15 protein-coding genes are annotated in these 16560 nt (G+C 61.2%); 7 read left to right on the forward strand and 8 right to left on the reverse strand.

Features of this window, described 5'->3' with window-relative positions; genetic code table 11:
• Nucleotide 1: 1 nt before the first annotated feature.
• The 6 genes from lptB (at nucleotide 2) to ACIN8IBEIGE_RS19440 (ending at nucleotide 4518) form a co-directional block, all read left to right on the forward strand.
• Nucleotides 2–727 (forward strand): LPS export ABC transporter ATP-binding protein, encoded by a 726-nt coding sequence (lptB, locus tag ACIN8IBEIGE_RS19415; RefSeq protein WP_136665423.1) that lies wholly within the window; start codon nucleotides 2–4, stop codon nucleotides 725–727.
• Nucleotides 728–865: 138 nt separating this feature from the next.
• Complete coding sequence (locus tag ACIN8IBEIGE_RS19420) at nucleotides 866–2380, forward strand: RNA polymerase factor sigma-54 (RefSeq protein WP_160016092.1); 1515 nt, start codon at nucleotides 866–868, stop codon at nucleotides 2378–2380.
• Nucleotides 2381–2575: 195 nt separating this feature from the next.
• Nucleotides 2576–2884: a ribosome hibernation-promoting factor, HPF/YfiA family gene (gene hpf / locus ACIN8IBEIGE_RS19425; RefSeq protein WP_090377088.1), complete on the forward strand. Its 309-nt coding sequence runs from the start codon at nucleotides 2576–2578 to the stop codon at nucleotides 2882–2884.
• A 15-nt stretch (nucleotides 2885–2899) separates the two neighbouring features.
• Complete coding sequence (ptsN, locus tag ACIN8IBEIGE_RS19430; RefSeq protein WP_160016093.1) at nucleotides 2900–3373, forward strand: PTS IIA-like nitrogen regulatory protein PtsN; 474 nt, start codon at nucleotides 2900–2902, stop codon at nucleotides 3371–3373.
• A 2-nt stretch (nucleotides 3374–3375) separates the two neighbouring features.
• Complete coding sequence (gene rapZ, locus ACIN8IBEIGE_RS19435) at nucleotides 3376–4233, forward strand: RNase adapter RapZ (RefSeq protein WP_160016094.1); 858 nt, start codon at nucleotides 3376–3378, stop codon at nucleotides 4231–4233.
• A gap of 12 nt (nucleotides 4234–4245) precedes the next feature.
• Entirely contained in the window at nucleotides 4246–4518 is a 273-nt protein-coding gene (locus ACIN8IBEIGE_RS19440; RefSeq protein WP_160016095.1) for an HPr family phosphocarrier protein, read from the forward strand.
• 66 nt (nucleotides 4519–4584) lie between these two features.
• On the opposite strand, the gene pmbA is transcribed toward ACIN8IBEIGE_RS19440, so the two are convergent.
• Nucleotides 4585–5931 (reverse strand): metalloprotease PmbA, encoded by a 1347-nt coding sequence (pmbA, locus tag ACIN8IBEIGE_RS19445; protein WP_160016096.1) that lies wholly within the window; start codon nucleotides 5929–5931, stop codon nucleotides 4585–4587.
• 103 nt (nucleotides 5932–6034) lie between these two features.
• Between pmbA and yjgA the strand changes: the two genes are divergently transcribed.
• Nucleotides 6035–6553, forward strand: a complete 519-nt coding sequence (gene yjgA / locus ACIN8IBEIGE_RS19450) for a ribosome biogenesis factor YjgA (RefSeq protein WP_160016097.1) — start codon at nucleotides 6035–6037, stop codon at nucleotides 6551–6553.
• Between the two features lie 50 nt (nucleotides 6554–6603).
• Here yjgA and tldD read toward each other — a convergent pair whose 3' ends face one another.
• The 7 genes from tldD to mreC form a co-directional block, all read right to left on the reverse strand.
• Entirely contained in the window at nucleotides 6604–8061 is a 1458-nt protein-coding gene (gene tldD / locus ACIN8IBEIGE_RS19455; protein WP_160016098.1) for a metalloprotease TldD, read from the reverse strand.
• On the reverse strand, nucleotides 8058–8927 hold the full coding sequence (locus ACIN8IBEIGE_RS19460) for a carbon-nitrogen hydrolase family protein (RefSeq protein WP_160016099.1): 870 nt from the start codon (nucleotides 8925–8927) through the stop codon (nucleotides 8058–8060). The genes tldD and ACIN8IBEIGE_RS19460 overlap by 4 nt, the downstream gene beginning before the upstream one ends.
• An 85-nt stretch (nucleotides 8928–9012) precedes the next feature.
• The gene (locus ACIN8IBEIGE_RS19465; protein ID WP_160016100.1) at nucleotides 9013–12846 is read right to left on the reverse strand and encodes a YhdP family protein; all 3834 of its coding nucleotides are present in this window, start codon (nucleotides 12844–12846) and stop codon (nucleotides 9013–9015) included.
• A 31-nt stretch (nucleotides 12847–12877) separates the two neighbouring features.
• Nucleotides 12878–14335: a ribonuclease G gene (rng, locus tag ACIN8IBEIGE_RS19470; protein WP_160016101.1), complete on the reverse strand. Its 1458-nt coding sequence runs from the start codon at nucleotides 14333–14335 to the stop codon at nucleotides 12878–12880.
• 61 nt (nucleotides 14336–14396) lie between these two features.
• On the reverse strand, nucleotides 14397–15017 hold the full coding sequence (locus tag ACIN8IBEIGE_RS19475; protein ID WP_160016102.1) for a nucleoside triphosphate pyrophosphatase: 621 nt from the start codon (nucleotides 15015–15017) through the stop codon (nucleotides 14397–14399).
• 45 nt (nucleotides 15018–15062) lie between these two features.
• Nucleotides 15063–15548 carry a rod shape-determining protein MreD gene (gene mreD / locus ACIN8IBEIGE_RS19480; protein ID WP_160016103.1) on the reverse strand — a complete coding sequence of 162 codons (486 nt, stop codon included), beginning with the start codon at nucleotides 15546–15548 and terminating at the stop codon, nucleotides 15063–15065.
• On the reverse strand, nucleotides 15548–16507 hold the full coding sequence (gene mreC / locus ACIN8IBEIGE_RS19485) for a rod shape-determining protein MreC (protein ID WP_160016431.1): 960 nt from the start codon (nucleotides 16505–16507) through the stop codon (nucleotides 15548–15550). Before mreC ends, mreD begins: the two co-directional genes overlap by 1 nt.
• Between the last annotated feature and the right edge of the window lie 53 nt (nucleotides 16508–16560).

Genomic DNA, 16560 nt, shown 5'->3' on the forward strand with positions numbered 1-16560 from the left:
AATGGCCACATTGAAAGCCCAGCATCTGGCCAAGAGCTACAAAGGCCGCCAGGTCGTGCGCGACGTCAGCTTGAGCATCGACAGCGGACAGATCGTCGGCCTGCTTGGCCCCAACGGGGCCGGTAAGACCACCTGCTTCTATATGATCGTTGGCCTGGTCCAGGCCGACCAGGGCCGCGTGATGATCGACGATCTCGATGTCAGTCATCAGCCCATGCATGGCCGCGCTCGCGCCGGTATTGGCTACCTGCCGCAGGAAGCCTCTATTTTCCGCAAGCTAAGCGTGGCCGACAACATTATGGCCATCCTGGAAACCCGCAAGGACCTAGATGGCGCTGCACGCCGCAAGGAACTTGAGGGGCTGCTGCAGGAGTTCCATATCAGCCATATCCGCGACAACCTTGGCATGAGCCTGTCCGGTGGTGAGCGCCGCCGCGTGGAAATTGCCCGCGCCTTGGCGACCAACCCCAAGTTCATCCTGCTCGACGAACCCTTCGCCGGTGTCGACCCGATTTCCGTGGGCGATATCAAGCAGATCATCCATCACCTCAAGGCCAAGGGCATCGGTGTATTAATCACCGATCACAACGTGCGCGAGACCCTGGATATCTGCGAAACCGCCTATATCGTCAGCGATGGTCAACTGATTGCAGAGGGTGACGCCGAGACTATTCTGGCCAACCAGACAGTCAAAGAAGTTTACCTGGGGCATGAGTTCCGGCTGTAACCACAGCTTTTCTCAAGCCGGCTGCAGCCAAGGCTAGGCAAAACCCTTAAAGTCAGGCATATAATTTGCTTCCTAGTGGCGCTTTTTGAAAACGCCCTGTAGTGGATTGCGCACAGACGCCGGTAAATAAGGTCTGCAATGAAACCATCGCTAGTCCTGAGAATGGGCCAGCAGCTGACGATGACACCGCAGCTGCAACAGGCCATCCGCCTGCTCCAACTGTCGACCCTGGATCTGCAGCAAGAGATCCAGGAGGCCTTGGAGTCCAACCCGATGCTCGAACGCCAGGAAGATGGCGATGATTTCGACAACTCGGACCCTATGGCCGATGGCGCAGAAAGCGCCAGCCCCAGCGAACAGACCGAAGCGCCCTATCAGGAAACCAACTACCAGGAAGCCACGCAGACCGTGGACAACCTGGAAGAAGGTGATTGGGCCGAACGCATTCCTAATGAGCTGCCCGTCGATACCGCCTGGGAAGACATCTACCAGACCAGCGCCAGCAGCCTGCCCAGCAGCACCAACGATGATGACGAGTGGGACTTCACCACCCGCACCTCCAGCGGCGAGAGCCTGCAAAGCCACCTGCTATGGCAGCTCAACCTGGCCCCGATGTCGGACAAGGATCGCCTGATCGGCGTCACCCTGATCGATTGCATCAACGAACAGGGCTATCTGGAAGAGACCCTGGAAGAAGTGGTCGAAGCCTTCGATCCGGAACTGGATATTGAGCTCGACGAAGTCGAAGCCGTGCTGCACCGCATCCAGCAGTTCGAGCCTACCGGCATCGCCGCGCGCAACCTGGGCGAGTGCCTGCTCCTGCAACTGCGCCAGCTGCCGGCGAAAACCCCATGGCTGAGCGAAGCCCAGCGCCTGGCCAGCGACTACCTCGACCTGCTCGGCAGCCGCGACTACAGCCAGCTGATGCGCCGCATGAAGCTCAAGGAAGACGAACTGCGCCAGGTTATCGACCTGATTCAAAGCCTCAACCCGCGCCCTGGCTCGCAAATCGAATCCAGTGAGCCGGAATACGTGGTGCCCGATGTAATCGTGCGCAAACACAACGAACGCTGGCTGGTGGAGCTCAACCAGGAAGCTATGCCACGCCTGCGGGTCAACGCGCAGTACGCCGGTTTTGTGAAGCGCGCCGACTCCAGCGCCGACAACACTTTCATGCGTAACCAGCTGCAAGAAGCGCGCTGGTTTATCAAAAGCCTGCAAAGCCGTAACGAAACCCTGATGAAGGTTGCCACACAGATCGTCGAACATCAGCGTGGTTTCCTCGACTACGGCGATGAGGCGATGAAACCCCTGGTGCTGCACGATATTGCTGAAGCCGTGGGCATGCACGAGTCGACTATTTCGCGGGTGACCACACAGAAATTTATGCACACCCCGCGCGGTATTTACGAGCTGAAATATTTCTTTTCCAGCCACGTCAGCACCTCCGAAGGCGGCGAGTGCTCGTCTACGGCGATCCGCGCCATCATCAAAAAACTGGTCGCCGCGGAAAATGCGAAAAAGCCGTTGAGTGACAGCAAGATCGCTGGTTTACTGGAGGCACAGGGCATTCAAGTAGCCCGCCGCACGGTCGCCAAGTACCGTGAATCCCTCGGAATAGCGCCTTCCAGTGAGCGCAAACGATTGATCTAAGGCGGCACGAAGAAGGAAGACAGATCGCACTGCACAGAACACGCCCAGGCCTCGCCTTTTCGCAAAAGCAGCCATACTGCCAACAAGCAATTAGCGGCCGTGCCAGGCTCGTTCTGTCAGAGTCTTCCACGCCAAAGTGTTCCGGCGGCAGGCCTCTTGCCTGCCTCTTACACACGGCAACAAGGAGAAAGCGGTATGCAAGTCAACATCAGTGGACACCAGCTGGATGTGACCGACGCCCTGCGCGACTACATCGCCGAAAAACTCGGCCGATTGGAGCGCCACTTCGACAAGATTACCAACGTGCAAGTCACCATGGAGGTCGAGAAGCTCAAACAGAAAATCGAAGCGACCCTGCACATTGCCGGCGGCGAAGTCGTCGCCAATGCCGAACATGAAGACATGTACGCAGCCATCGACCTACTGACTGATAAACTCGACCGACAACTCATCAAACACAAGGAAAAACAGCTCGACCGTCAACAGGGCGCTATGGCCCGCTGACATCGTCTATCTCCTATGATCCGACTTGAAACCATCCTGACCCCCGGCCGTTCCCTGGTGAACGTGCCGGGCGGCAGCAAAAAACGTGTCCTCGAACAGATTGCCAACCTGGTGGCGCGCGAGCTGCCTGACCTGGATGGCCAAGACATCTTCGAAAGCCTGATTGCCCGGGAAAAACTAGGCTCGACCGGTTTCGGTAATGGCATTGCCATTCCGCACTGTCGCCTGCCCGGTTGCACCGCACCGATCAGTGCCTTGCTGCGCCTGGACTCCGCCGTAGACTTCGACGCCATCGACGGCGCGCCTGTGGACCTGCTGTTTGTCCTGCTGGTGCCCGAAGCGGCCACCGATGCTCACCTGGAGCTGCTTCGGCAGATCGCCAGCATGCTAGACCGCAGCGATGTGCGCGCCAGCCTGCGCCAAGCCGAAAGCAGCGAAGCCCTGTACCAGGTGGTCGTGGACGTACAAAGCCAACTCAACCGAGCCTGAGCATGCGCCTGATCATCGTTAGCGGTCGCTCCGGCTCCGGGAAGAGCACCGCCCTCGATGTACTTGAGGACAACGGTTTCTACTGCATCGACAACCTGCCAGCCGGCCTGCTACCTGAACTGGCCGAGCGCGCTCTGCTGCACACAGAGCTGCTGCACCCACAGGTCGCAGTGTCGATTGATGCCCGCAACCTGCCGAGCCATCTCAAGCGCTTTCCCGAGCTGCTTGACGAAGTTCGCGCACGGCATATCAAGTGTGATGTGATCTACCTGGATGCTGACGAAGAAACCCTGCTCAAGCGTTTCTCGGAAACCCGCCGACGTCACCCGCTGACTAACGAGAGCCGCTCGCTGGCGGAAGCCATCGCCGATGAAAGCCTGCTGCTCGGGCCGATAATCGATCTGGCCGACCTAAAAATCGACACCACCCACCTCAATCTGTATCAGCTGCGCGACAGCCTCAAGTTGCGCCTGCTCAATCAACCTGAGCCCGGCACTGCGTTTCTGATTGAGTCCTTTGGTTTTAAACGCGGCATGCCGGTGGATGCTGATCTGGTATTCGATGTGCGCTGCCTGCCCAATCCCTATTGGAAGCCGGACTTGCGCGATTTCTCTGGGCTCGACCAGCCGGTAGTCGACTACCTCTCGGCCCAGGCCGATGTCGAGGACATGTACCAGGACATCCTCGCCTACCTGAGCAAATGGCTACCACGCTTTGCTGCCAGCAACCGCGCCTACGTTACGGTGGCGATTGGCTGCACCGGCGGCCATCACCGCTCGGTGCACCTGGCCAACCGCTTGGGCGAAACCCTCAAACCCATCCTGAAAAACGTTCAGACTCGCCACCGCGACCTCAGTTAAGGAATTGCCGCGATGCCCGCCTGCGAAATCACCATTATCAACAAGCTTGGCCTGCACGCCCGCGCAGCGGCCAAGTTTGTCGGCGTCGCCGGGCGTTTTCCCTGCCAGGTCAAGGTCGGCCGCACCCCTGAGAGCCTGGTCGACGGCAAAAGCATCATGGCGGTGATGATGCTCGCTGCAGGCAAAGGCACCGCCGTGCACCTGCACACCGAAGGTGAGCAAGACGACGAGGCACTGCAAGCCCTGAGCGAGCTGATCAACAACTACTTCGACGAAGGCGAATAGCTGATCGAGAGACAGTAAAAAGGGGCTGAACGCTTACGCGACAGCCCCTTTTTCATACACGCGGAATCAACTACCGGCCACCGTCATGCGCTCGATCAGCACTGAACCGGTGCGGATATTGCTGCGCAGCTCAAGATCATTACCCACCGCGACAACCTGCTTGAACATGTCACGCAAGTTGCCAGCGATGGTGACTTCCTGCACCGGGAACTGGATTTCGCCGTTCTCCACCCAGTAACCACCGGCGCCGCGCGAATAGTCACCGGTGACCATATTCAGCCCCTGCCCCATCAGTTCGGTCACCAGCAACCCACGCCCCATACGCTTGAGCAGCGCCTTCTGGTCTTCATCGCCATGGCTGACAAACAGGTTGTGCACGCCGCCGGAGTTGGCGGTGCTGGGCATACCCAGCTTGCGCCCGGAATAGGTGCCGAGCACATAGGACAACAGTTCGCCGCGCTCGACAAAGGATTTGGCGTAAGTCGCCAGACCGTCACCATCGAAGGCTGCACTGCCAAGCGCACGAGGAATATGCGGGCGCTCATCGAGCTTCAGCCACTCGGGGAACAGCTGTTGGCCGAGGGAACCTTCAAGAAAGGATGACTTGCGGTACAAGTTGCCGCCGGAAATCGCCGCCAGAAAACTGCCAAACAAACCTGTCGCCAACTCGGCAGAGAACAGTACTGGCACTTCACAGGTCGGCACCGGACGCGCGCCCAAACGACTTACCGCACGCTCGGCAGCGCGGCGGCCAATGCTGCCGGCATCGGCCAGCAACTCGCCCTGGCGATTAACGTCGTACCAGTAATCGCGCTGCATCTGTCCGCCATCCTCGGCGATCATCACGCAGCTCAGGCTGTGCCGCGTGCTGGCATAGCCGCTGACAAAGCCATGGCTATTGCCGTAGACCCGGCAACCCTGGTGGGTATTCAGCGTGGTGCCATCAGCGTTCTTGATCCGCTGATCGACCGCAAAAGCCGCTGCCTCGCAGCTCAAGGCCTGCTCGATGGCCTGCTCCGGCGTGATCGACCAGGCGTGATACAGATCCAGCTGCGGCAGCTCACGGGCCATCAGCGCAGCATCGGCCAGGCCTGCGCACTCATCTTCGGAGGCATGCTTGGCAATCGCCAGGGCCGCCGCGACGGTTTCGCGAATTGCTGCCTCACCACTCGCCGAGGTGCTGGCCGAGCCCTTGCGCTGACCGACATACAGGGTGATGCCAAAACCCTGATCGCGGTTGAACTCGACCGTTTCCACTTCACCCTGGCGCACCGTGGTGGACAAGCCCTGTTCCACCGAGACAGCCACCTCGCAGGCACTCGCGCCCTGTTTTTTGGCCTCAGTAATAATCTGCTCCACCTGCGCCTGCAAATGCGGCACAGCCTGGGGGCCGACGATGTCTACTGCACTCATAAGAACTCCTGAACGATAAGCGGCAAACGCGGCCACACAGGCCAGACGCTTACAGCTGGAAACTTGCTGCTATCATGTCGGCGTTTTCCACTGGACCGCCACCATGTCTGAATACCTTGACGACTTCTCCGGCGAGAAGAGCAAAACCCAGGTCAAGCGCGAGTTACATGCGCTACAGGATCTGGGGCAACGCCTGACCACCCTGAAACCCGACCTGCTAAACAAGCTGCCGCTGACCGACGAGCTACGCCGCGCGCTGGCCGAAGCGCCCAAACACACCGCCAACTCCGCGAAGAAGCGCCATGTGCAGTTTATCGGCCGCTTGATGCGCGACCAGGATATCCCCGCCATCCTGACCCTGCTTGACCAGCTGGACGCCTCAACGCGCCAGTACAACGAACGCTTTCACAACCTGGAGCGCTGGCGCGACCGCTTGCTCAACGGCGGCGACGACACTCTGGAAAAATTCGTCGGCGAATACCCCGACGCCGACCGCCAGCACCTGCGTCAGCTGATCCGTCAGGGCCAGCACGAACTGGCGCAGAACAAAGCGCCGGCCGCGTCACGCAAAATCTTCAAGTACATCCGCGAGCTGGACGAAACCCAGCGCGGCTTGCGTTAATCCTCTCAATCACGATGGGTTACGCTTTCGGCTAACCCATCCTACGAATCTCACCCGCCCGTCCCGCCCACCGTAATCGCATCAATCCTCAGCGTCGGCTGGCCTACGCCAACCGGTACCGACTGGCCGTCCTTGCCGCAGGTGCCCACGCCGCTATCCAGCGCCAGATCGTTACCAACCATCGACACCTTGCTCATGGCTTCCGGGCCATTGCCGATCAGGGTGGCACCTTTGACCGGCGCGGTGATCTTGCCGTCCTCGATCAGGTAGGCCTCGCTGGTGGAAAACACGAACTTGCCACTGGTGATATCGACCTGACCACCGCCAAGGTTGGCGCAGTAGATGCCTTTCTTCACCGAACGAATGATTTCTTCCGGGTCGCTCTCACCGGCCAGCATGTAGGTATTGGTCATGCGCGGCATCGGCAGGTGCGCGTAGGATTCACGGCGACCGTTGCCGGTGCACGCCACGCCCATCAGGCGGGCATTCAGCTTGTCCTGCATATAGCCCTTGAGCACGCCGTTCTCGATGAGGGTGGTGCACTGAGTCTGGGTGCCCTCATCGTCCATGCTCAGGGAGCCCCGACGCTTGGCCAGGGTACCGTCATCGACGATGGTGCACAGGCTGGACGCCACCTGCTCGCCCATACGCCCACTATAGGCCGAGCTGCCCTTGCGATTGAAATCGCCTTCCAGGCCATGGCCGACCGCTTCGTGCAGCAGCACACCAGACCAACCGGCGCCCATCACCACCGGCATCGTGCCAGCCGGTGCCGGAATCGCGTCCAGATTGACCACCGCCTGGCGCAGGGCCTCACGGGCATAGCCCATGGCGCGCTCTTCGTTGTTGCTGGTCTGTTCGAGGAAGTAGCGGTAATCGGTACGTCCGCCGCCACCATGGCTGCCGCGCTCGCGGCGACCGTTCTGCTCAACGATCACGCTGACGTTAAAGCGCACCAGCGGGCGGATATCCGCACCCAGGCTGCCGTCGTTAGCCGCCACCAGAATGCGATCCCAAACCCCAGCGAGGCTAACGGAAACCTGCTTGATTCGCGGATCGAGGGCGCGAGTGGCGACGTCGATGCGCTTGAGCAGCTCGACCTTTTCCGCCCGGCCCAGCACATCCAGCGGATTGTCCTGAACATACAGCGGTTTGACCAGAGGGCTGCTGAACGCTTGTACGCGACCATTTTGCCCCGCGCGGGCAATCGAACGGGCGGCACGTGCCGCCTGGCTCAAAGCATCGGCGGTGATCGCATTGCTGTAGGCAAAACCGGTTTTCTCACCGGACTGGGCCCGCACGCCGACCCCCTGATCGAGGTTGAAACTGCCTTCCTTGACGATGCCATCCTCCAGCGCCCAGGTTTCCGAAACCTGGCTCTGGAAGTACAGGTCAGCAGCATCGATTCCCGGCCCGGCCAAGTCAGCCAGGACCGCGGGCAGATGCTCAATGGTCAAACCGCCCGGCCCCAGCAGATGTTCACTGACGGATACCAACATAGTGTTCATTGTTCAATCTCATTTATGACTGTTGCGCCTGGCAGCCGTGGTTCGGCTGCCGCAAAAAATCGTTTATGCCGTGCCACCGGCATGCGCTGGCGGATCGCCGCCTGCTCGGCCGCATCGCGCTCGGCCAGCAGCACGCCCAGCCCATGTGGCTGTTCGGCGAGTACGCGACCCCAGGGATCGACGAGCGCCGAATGACCATAGGTCTCGCGCCCGCCTGGATGGCTGCCACCCTGCCCAGCCGCCAGCACGTAGCACTGGGTTTCGATGGCCCGTGCGCGGGTCAGTATCTGCCAATGCGCCGCGCCAGTAACTGCAGTAAAGGCCGCCGGCACGCTGACCAACTCTGCTCCCTCGACACGTAAAGCGCTGTACAGCTCAGGAAAGCGCAGGTCATAACACACCGTCATGCCCAACCGCCCAACCGGGGTATCGGCTACCACCACCCGGCTGCCGAAAGCGTAATCGTCAGACTCGCGATAGCGGCCGTGGCTATCGCTGACATCCACATCAAACAGGTGCAGCTTGTCATAGCGGGCCACGCGCTGGCCGGCATTATCGATCAGCAGCGAGCAGGCGTGAGCCTTGGCGTCAGGCTGGCCATCCGGCGGTAAGGCCAAGGTGCCGGCAACTATCCACAGGTCCAGGTCGCGAGCAGTCTGCTGCAGCCAGGGCAGAATCGGCCCCTCACCCAGTGCTTCGGCACGCCCCAGTGCGGCCTGATCACGTCGCCCCATGGCGGCGAAGTTCTCTGGCAGCACCGCCAGCCGCGCACCTTGCGCAGCGGCCTGTTCGAGCAACTGCCGAGCCTGCGCCAGATTGGCCAGGACATCGGCCTGGCTGACCATTTGAATGACTGCGAAGGTCATGACTGCCTTTATCTCAATGCCGGTATGGCTTCAGCTTACAAGCCATACCGGCAGACTGCACGGCTGCATGTCAGCCGCGTGGGGATTACTGAGGTTTCTCGAAGGGTTTGTCGAAACTGATATCCGGGTTCTGCCAGGCGCCCTTGACGTCGTACTGCACACTGGCAAAGCGCGCCACGCGGTCACCCAGCAGCTTATCGGCAATAAACAGCGCCCCGCCGATGGCCGGCGCACCGACTATCAGCGCAGCCAGTGGCAGGTTGTTGGTCACCGGCAAGGTCACCAATAACTTGGCATCAATCCGATCATTGGCCATGTCCAGGGTGCCATTGAGCTCCAGATTGCTCGACGGCCCGGTCAGGGTGATTGGCTCGCGAGTAACGAAGACGCCGTTATCAGCTACCAGCAACCCCTTGACCCGGTCATAACTCAAGCCTTTGCCGAGCAGATCGGAGAAGTCCAGACGCAGGCGCCGGCCAATAGAGTTGAAGTTCAGCAGACCAAATACGCGCAACGCCGACGCGGGCCCCTCCACCTCAGAGAACTGACCTTTGCGCAGCGAGGCATCCAGCGTGCCGCTGAAACGCTTCAGGCCGAACCAGGCAGGCGAGCCTGGCCAATTACCATCAACATCCATATGAAAATCGCGGCTGCTGGCGGTCGGCGCAAAGCCCCAGGCGATCAACACATCGGCCAGATCGGCGCCGCCCATGCGCCCCTTGTAGCTCGTGCGCACGCCACTTGCGGCGTTTAGCCAGGTGGCGCGGCCGCCAATCTTCAGGCCTTTGAGATTGAGGTCCAACTCGCTGAAATGCACACCGGAGTTGACCGGGCGCGCCTTGAGTGCCCAACTGCCTAGCGGCTCGATGCCCTGATAGACCTCGGCAATACGCACGTCCAGCGCCGGGAAGCTGCTCGGATCGACGCTTGCCAGCGGATCAGGGGCCTCGACCACTGGTTCGCCTGCGGCCTTCTTCTCTGCCGCCGGGAAGCGCAGATAGTCGAGCGTCAGCGCAATCGGCAGCTCACGGGCATCCGGCAAGCCGACCTGGCCTTTGAGCTGCGGGCTGTCGAGGCTGACCGCCCAGGTTGCGGCATCGCGCTTCAGCGCCACGTCCAGCGCATCCAGGCTGATGCCAAAGCCGGTGAAGCGGCCGATGCGCAACTGGGCACCCTTGAACAGCCGCTGCGCATCACCGATTGGCACGCTGGCATAGGGCTGCAACACCTGCTGCCAGGCCGACCAGTCCAACTCTGCCACGCGCCCGCGCAGACGCAAGCCCTGACTGGTAGGCAGGCTGGCCGCACCATCGGCCAGACGAATCTCTCCACGGCCCTGGTTGAACTGGCCAGGGCTGGCGGCGAAGGTCAGGCTCAGCAACTCGGCGTAATCCAGCCAGTAGCGCTGCTCACGGCTCCCCAGGGTCATGCGCCATTGCGTCGCGCGCTCCTCGGCAGCGGTCTTGCCGAACGGCGCCGGCAACGCCAGCGTCGCGCCTTTAAGGCTGGAATTGACCAGCAGCTGACTGTCGGCGCCGTCCAGAGTCAGGCTGAGAAGATACGGCAGATTGCCGCTGACGGGCAGCGGCTGAGTCACTCCCAGCCAGGTACTCAGTTCCTTGACGGCGATCTGCCCGCCGGCCTCAATGCGGCTGCGTGCTTTACCCCGCGCCCCTTCGGCAATGGCCTTGGCGCGCACCGCATGGCCAAGCACCTGGGCGCGAATATCCGGGGCACTGAGCCCACTGGCGGTGTTGTAGCGGAATGCGCCCTTTAGCTGACTGAATTGCAGCGGCGGATTAGGCAGGCTGAGCTGCGCGCTTTCAGTCGCGAAATCCACCACCACTGCCGGAGCCAAGCCCTTGCGCAGCGGCAGATCGAGCTTGAGCTTGCCGGCCAGCGCCCCTGCGCCAGTCCAGCCTGCGAAAGTCTCTGCGGTGCCAATCGGGGTCTGCTGCAGGATATGCAGGGCATCATCCACGTTGCTGCTCAGGTCACTGGTCAACAATAGTCGCGGCGGCTGACCCGACAACGAAGTGGCAATCAGCGCCTGGGCATTGCTCACCTGGCTATCGAGAATACGTCCTTCAGCCAGTTCGACGCGCACACCGCTGTCCTCGATCAACACCTTGCCACGGCCCTCGCGCAGCGACGGCCAACCGGGCTGAAAGGCCAGCTCCGCGTCATGCACGGCGAAGAACAGACTGATGCTGCGCGAGGCATTTTCCGCGCCCTTGTTCAGCGAGCCCTGGTACTGGAAATAGCCTTCATCAACCGCGCCACCACGGATGGCACTTTTCAGCCAGGCATCCAGATCGGCACTCATTCCCGGCGCGCGACTTGGCAGGTATTTCTCGGTGAAACGCGCATCGCCGTTACGCAGACCGACGCGCAGGTCCATATAGTCTTCTTGCGTCGGGTCGAAGCGCAGGCGAATCAGGAAATCACCAGCGGCCGGCCCCTCCTCACCCAGCACCTGCAGATACGGGCTGCGCAGGGTGAAGGCCTCCTCATTTATCTGCCAAGTCAGCAAGGCATTGGCTTTCTGGTAGTGCCAGGGTTTGGGGAACAGAGTGTCGAGGTGCAGGGAAAAGTCTTCGCTATCAACCCGCAGCTCACCCTGGCTTAGATCACCACTGACACTGCCACTGACATTCTCTGCGGCAGGCGAGCCGTGCCATGCAGCAAAGCCGATGCGCTCCAGATTGGCCGAGAACTGCAGACGCTTGCTATCGGTCAGGCGCGGCCGGTAGTCGAGCTGAATATTGCGCAGCGCGCCATGCGGCTTGAGCTGCTCAAGCAGTGCCAGGCCGTTCTCAGGCAATGGCGCAAGCCCCTCTACCAGAGGCTGCAGCGGCGCCAGGTCGAGGCGATCGGCACTCAGCAGCCATTGCTCCTGCACTTCTGCGCTTTCCGCCTGCTGGGTCAGCGCCAGGCGTACTTCACCCCAACGCAGCTCATCACGACTGAAGGCCAGGTCATCCAGCACCAGCTTGAAACCGAGATCGGTACGGCTGAAATAGGCATTCAGCGCCAGGTTATTCAACGCCACCGACTCACGCTCGGCATAGCCGGCCTTGAGCTGCGGCACATGCAGGCGGCTGACCGCTCGCTGCACGCTGCCCTTGGCCCAGCTCAACCAGACCTCGCCGCCCAGCTGCAACTGCTCAAGACGCCATTGCGCCAACAGGCTCGCCGGTATCCAGGGGGCCCAATCGCTCTGCGGCAGACTCAGATACAGCTCGGCTTCGGCGTCTTGCCAGTGCTTGGCGCTTATGCGCGTACGCAACTGCAGGGCCAGCGGCTGGCCATCGGGCAACAGCAGGCGACCGTCCAGGCGCTGACGCGCGCTACCGTTACGCAGGGTGAGGTTTACATAGGTCAGAGTCCGCGCCGGCTGATCGAAGGCCTGTATGGTGACTTGGCTGTTGAACAACGACAGGCGCTTGAGCATCTGCGACTGTGTCAGCACCTGAGCCAGGTCGAGCGGCGCAGGCTCATTGCGTTGCGGCAAGCCCTTGAGCGCCCAGCTGCCGTCTTCCGCTTGCTGCACGACCAGCTGCACGCCATCCAGCTCAAGCCGGGCGATGCGCAACTGCCGCGCCAGCAGGCTGGCCAGCACATCAGGTACCACGCGCACCTGATCCAGCTGCAAGGCGCCTGCGCCCTCCCCGACCGCCACATCGTGAGCGGTCAGTACCGGTGAAAAGCCCTGCCAGAGCCCTTCCAGTGCACCGATCTGCACCGGCATGGCCAGCGCTTCACGGGCCTTGTCTTCGGCTTCCAGGCGGTATTCGGCGACCAGCGGCACCAGCTCGCGCCCAAGGCTGACATACAGCGCCGCCAATACCAGCGTCAAAGCGCACAGCCCCAATGCCGTACGCAGCAGCAGGGTAACCCCGCGCGCCAACGCAGCCATTCAGTTCACGCCCAGGCGGCAAGCGCGCATATCAGAGCAGCACCACATCGTACTGTTCCTGGGAATACATGGTTTCAACCTGGAACTTGATGGTGCGACCGATAAAGGCTTCGAGATCGGCGACATTGCCCGACTCTTCATCGAGCAGGCGGTCGACCACTTTCTGATTGGCCAGCACGCGATAACCTTCCGGCTGATAGGCCCGCGCCTCGCGCAGAATTTCGCGGAAGATTTCGTAGCAGGTGGTCTCCGCCGTTTTCAGCTTGCCGCGCCCCTGACAGGCACTACAAGGCTCGCAGAGCACCTGTTCGAGACTTTCGCGGGTGCGCTTGCGGGTCATCTGCACCAGGCCCAGCTCGGTGATGCCGATGATATTGGTCTTGGCATGGTCACGCTCCAGCTGCTTTTCCAGGGTACGCAGTACCTGGCGCTGGTGCTCTTCATCTTCCATGTCGATAAAGTCGATGATGATGATCCCGCCGATATTGCGCAGGCGCAGCTGCCGGGCAATCGCGGTGGCGGCTTCCAGGTTGGTCTTGAAGATGGTTTCTTCCAGTGTGCGATGGCCGACGAACGCGCCGGTATTCACATCGATGGTACTCATCGCCTCGGCCGGGTCGATGATCAGGTAACCGCCGGACTTGAGCGGCACCTTGCGTTCCAGGGCCTTCTGGATTTCATCCTCGACACCATACAGATCGAAGATCGGCCGCTCACCGGGATAGTGCTCCAGACGGTCGGCGATTTCCGGCATCAACTCATCGACGAACTGGGTGATCTTGCCGAAAGTCTCCCGCGAGTCGACGCGGATCTTCTCGATCTTCGGGTTGACCAGGTCACGCAGGGTACGCAGCGCCAGGGACAGGTCTTCGTAGATCACCAACGGCGTAGAACCGACCTTCATCTGCGTGGCGATCTGCTCCCACAGCCGGCGCAGATAACGGATGTCGGCAAGGATTTCATCCGCACCAGCGCCATCAGCCGCCGTACGCAGGATAAAACCGCCGCTTTCCTCGATACCTTCAGCGGCCACGCAATCGGCCACCACCTGCTTCAGGCGCTCGCGCTCGGCTTCGTCCTCGATCTTCAGCGAGATGCCAACGTGGGCCGTGCGCGGCATATACACCAGATAGCGCGAAGGGATCGACAGCTGGGTGGTCAGGCGCGCGCCCTTGCTGCCAATCGGGTCCTTGGTGACCTGTACCACCAGGCTCTGGCCTTCATGCACCAGGGCGCTGATGCTTTCCACGGCCGGGCCTTCGCGACTGGAGATTTCCGCGGCATGAATAAACGCCGCACGCTCCAGGCCGATATCAATAAAGGCCGCCTGCATGCCCGGCAGCACGCGCACCACCTTGCCCTTGTAGATATTGCCGACGATGCCACGCTTCTGCGTGCGCTCGACGTGCACTTCCTGCAGCACGCCGTTTTCCACCACCGCCACGCGCGATTCCATCGGCGTGATGTTGATCAGGATCTCTTCACTCATGCGCTCATCTCTTCTGAGATAAAGCTGAAAGCCCAGGGACTGCGCCGATAATGGCGGTCACTCACCCGCGACCCGCAACCTCTTGACTGTGATCTGACAGCGACTGCCAGCACGGAATAGCAAATTCTGCGAGCAACGCAGCAGTTTCACACAGCGGCAACCCCACCACTGCCGAATAACTGCCTTGCAACTGGCTGACAAACACTGCGGCCAGGCCCTGAATACCGTAACACCCTGCCTTGTCCTGCGGCTCGCCGCTGGCCCAGTAGGCCTCGACTTCGACCTGAGTCAACGCGCGGAAGGTTACCTGGCTTGTGACCACCCGCGACTCCAGCCGTTCGCGACTGACCAGCGCCACGGCCGTCAGCACCTGATGGCTACGTCCGGACAGAGCATTCAAAGTCGCCAACGCATCGTCGCGGTCGACAGGCTTGCCGAGAATCCGCCCATCGAGCACCACCGCCGTATCGGCGCCGAGCACCACGGCATCCGCAGTATCGCTCAATGCAGCCAGCCCAGCCTGCGCCTTGGCGCGAGCCAGACGCTCTACATAGGCGATTGGCGACTCATCTGGCAATGCATTTTCATCGACGGGAGCGATTTGCGTGAGGAAGGGCACAGCAATTTGCGTCAGCAGTTCACGCCGACGCGGCGATACGGAGGCGAGGTAGAGGGTGGCCATGCTGACTTCTCCCTGTCGGATAAACGCAAGGCCCAGCGGCCTCGCTTAATTGACGCCCAGACGCTGATGCAGCCCGCGCAGCAACGTGCAGACCCAGGGCCAGAGCAAAGCGCTGACCAGCGCCGGCAAGACAAACGCCAGGGTTGGCGGGCGACTGCCGGTCAAGGCGTTCAACCACAGCTGCACCAGCTGCGCCAGACCGAACACCACCAGTAGCACGGTACTTTGCTGCCACATGGGGAACATGCGCAAACGCTGATGCAGAGTCAGCACCAGAAAGGTAATCAGAGTCAGGATCAGTGCATTCTGACCCAGCAAACTGCCATTCAGCACATCGGCCAACAAGCCAATGACCCAGGCCGTGGTCATACCCACGCGATGCGGCAAAGCCAGCACCCAATAGGTCAGAAACAGCGCCAACCACAGCGGTCGGCCCAGCTCCATGAACTTGGGCATACTCGACACGCTAAGCAGCAGCGCCAGGGCAAACGTCAGCCAGACCACCCAGATATTGCTTGATCGTGCGGCCATTATTGCGCTTCCTCCGGCGGATTGGCGGGCGCCACTGGCGCTTCGGCCGCAGGTTGCGCGGGTTGCGCCTGCTGCAGAATTTCACGATCCAGGGCTTCCTGCGCCTGCGCCGATTCGGTCGCGCGCTGCTCCGGCGTACGCGGATCAGTAAACACCAGCAGCATGTAGCGACTGCGGTTCAACGTAGCGGTGGGCACCGCACGAACAATCGCAAAAGGCTGGCCAGAGTCGTGGATCACCTCGGAAACCATGGCCACCGGATAACCGGCCGGGAAGCGCTGACCGAGACCGGAACTGACCAGCAAATCACCTTCCTTGATATCCGCCGTATCGGCAACATGGCGCAACTCCAGACGCTCCGGGTTACCGGTACCGCTGGCGATGGCGCGCAAGCCATTGCGATTGACCTGCACGGGAATGCTGTGGGTGGTGTCCGTCAACAGCAGTACCCGCGAGGTGTAGGGCATGACCTCAACCACCTGGCCCATCAGGCCGCGGGCATCCAACACTGGCTGACCCAGAACTACGCCGTCCTTCTCGCCTTTGTCGATCAGGATGCGGTGGGTAAAGGGGTTGGGATCGATACCAATCAGCTCGGTGGCCAACACTTCGTCATCGACCAGGGCGGCCGAATTGAGCAGCTCGCGCAGACGCACGTTCTGCTCGGTGAGGGCTGCGAGCTTCTGCAGGCGGCGCTGCATCATGAGCTGCTCAGCCTTGAGCCTCTCGTTCTCGGCGGTCAGCTCGCTGCGCGTGCTGAGTTCCTGAGTCGCGCTCTCCCATACCCGCACCGGCAAGCGACCGATCCAGTAGACCGGCTCGACAATCAGACCCAGCTGCGCGCGCAGCGGCTGCAACAAGGTGAAGCGCGCATCGACCACCATCAGCGCAGCCGACAGCACAGTGAACACCAGTAGGCGCACACCCAGCGAAGGACCTTTGGCAAATAGTGGTTTGATCGGCAGCTCCTCACAGCGTCAGGCAGCAAAACAAAAGCTGCAAGCGGGGAACC

This window comes from Pseudomonas sp. 8BK (assembly GCF_902506475.1).
Taxonomy (GTDB): Bacteria; Pseudomonadota; Gammaproteobacteria; order Pseudomonadales; family Pseudomonadaceae; genus Aquipseudomonas; species Aquipseudomonas anguilliseptica.

Excerpts from the sequence above, each read along its gene's own strand:
- ACIN8IBEIGE_RS19475 (WP_160016102.1), bottom strand. The coding sequence starts at position 15,017 with ATGGCCACCCTCTACCTCGCCTCCGTATCGCCGCGTCGGCGTGAACTG.
- ACIN8IBEIGE_RS19420 (WP_160016092.1), top strand. The coding sequence starts at position 866 with ATGAAACCATCGCTAGTCCTGAGAATGGGCCAGCAGCTGACGATGACA.
- lptB (WP_136665423.1), top strand. The coding sequence starts at position 2 with ATGGCCACATTGAAAGCCCAGCATCTGGCCAAGAGCTACAAAGGCCGC.
- ACIN8IBEIGE_RS19460 (WP_160016099.1), bottom strand. The coding sequence starts at position 8,927 with ATGACCTTCGCAGTCATTCAAATGGTCAGCCAGGCCGATGTCCTGGCC.
- mreD (WP_160016103.1), bottom strand. The coding sequence starts at position 15,548 with ATGGCCGCACGATCAAGCAATATCTGGGTGGTCTGGCTGACGTTTGCC.
- pmbA (WP_160016096.1), bottom strand. The coding sequence starts at position 5,931 with ATGAGTGCAGTAGACATCGTCGGCCCCCAGGCTGTGCCGCATTTGCAG.
- ACIN8IBEIGE_RS19440 (WP_160016095.1), top strand. The coding sequence starts at position 4,246 with ATGCCCGCCTGCGAAATCACCATTATCAACAAGCTTGGCCTGCACGCC.
- rng (WP_160016101.1), bottom strand. The coding sequence starts at position 14,335 with ATGAGTGAAGAGATCCTGATCAACATCACGCCGATGGAATCGCGCGTG.
- tldD (WP_160016098.1), bottom strand. The coding sequence starts at position 8,061 with ATGAACACTATGTTGGTATCCGTCAGTGAACATCTGCTGGGGCCGGGC.
- ACIN8IBEIGE_RS19465 (WP_160016100.1), bottom strand. The coding sequence starts at position 12,846 with ATGGCTGCGTTGGCGCGCGGGGTTACCCTGCTGCTGCGTACGGCATTG.
- hpf (WP_090377088.1), top strand. The coding sequence starts at position 2,576 with ATGCAAGTCAACATCAGTGGACACCAGCTGGATGTGACCGACGCCCTG.
- yjgA (WP_160016097.1), top strand. The coding sequence starts at position 6,035 with ATGTCTGAATACCTTGACGACTTCTCCGGCGAGAAGAGCAAAACCCAG.
- ptsN (WP_160016093.1), top strand. The coding sequence starts at position 2,900 with ATGATCCGACTTGAAACCATCCTGACCCCCGGCCGTTCCCTGGTGAAC.
- rapZ (WP_160016094.1), top strand. The coding sequence starts at position 3,376 with ATGCGCCTGATCATCGTTAGCGGTCGCTCCGGCTCCGGGAAGAGCACC.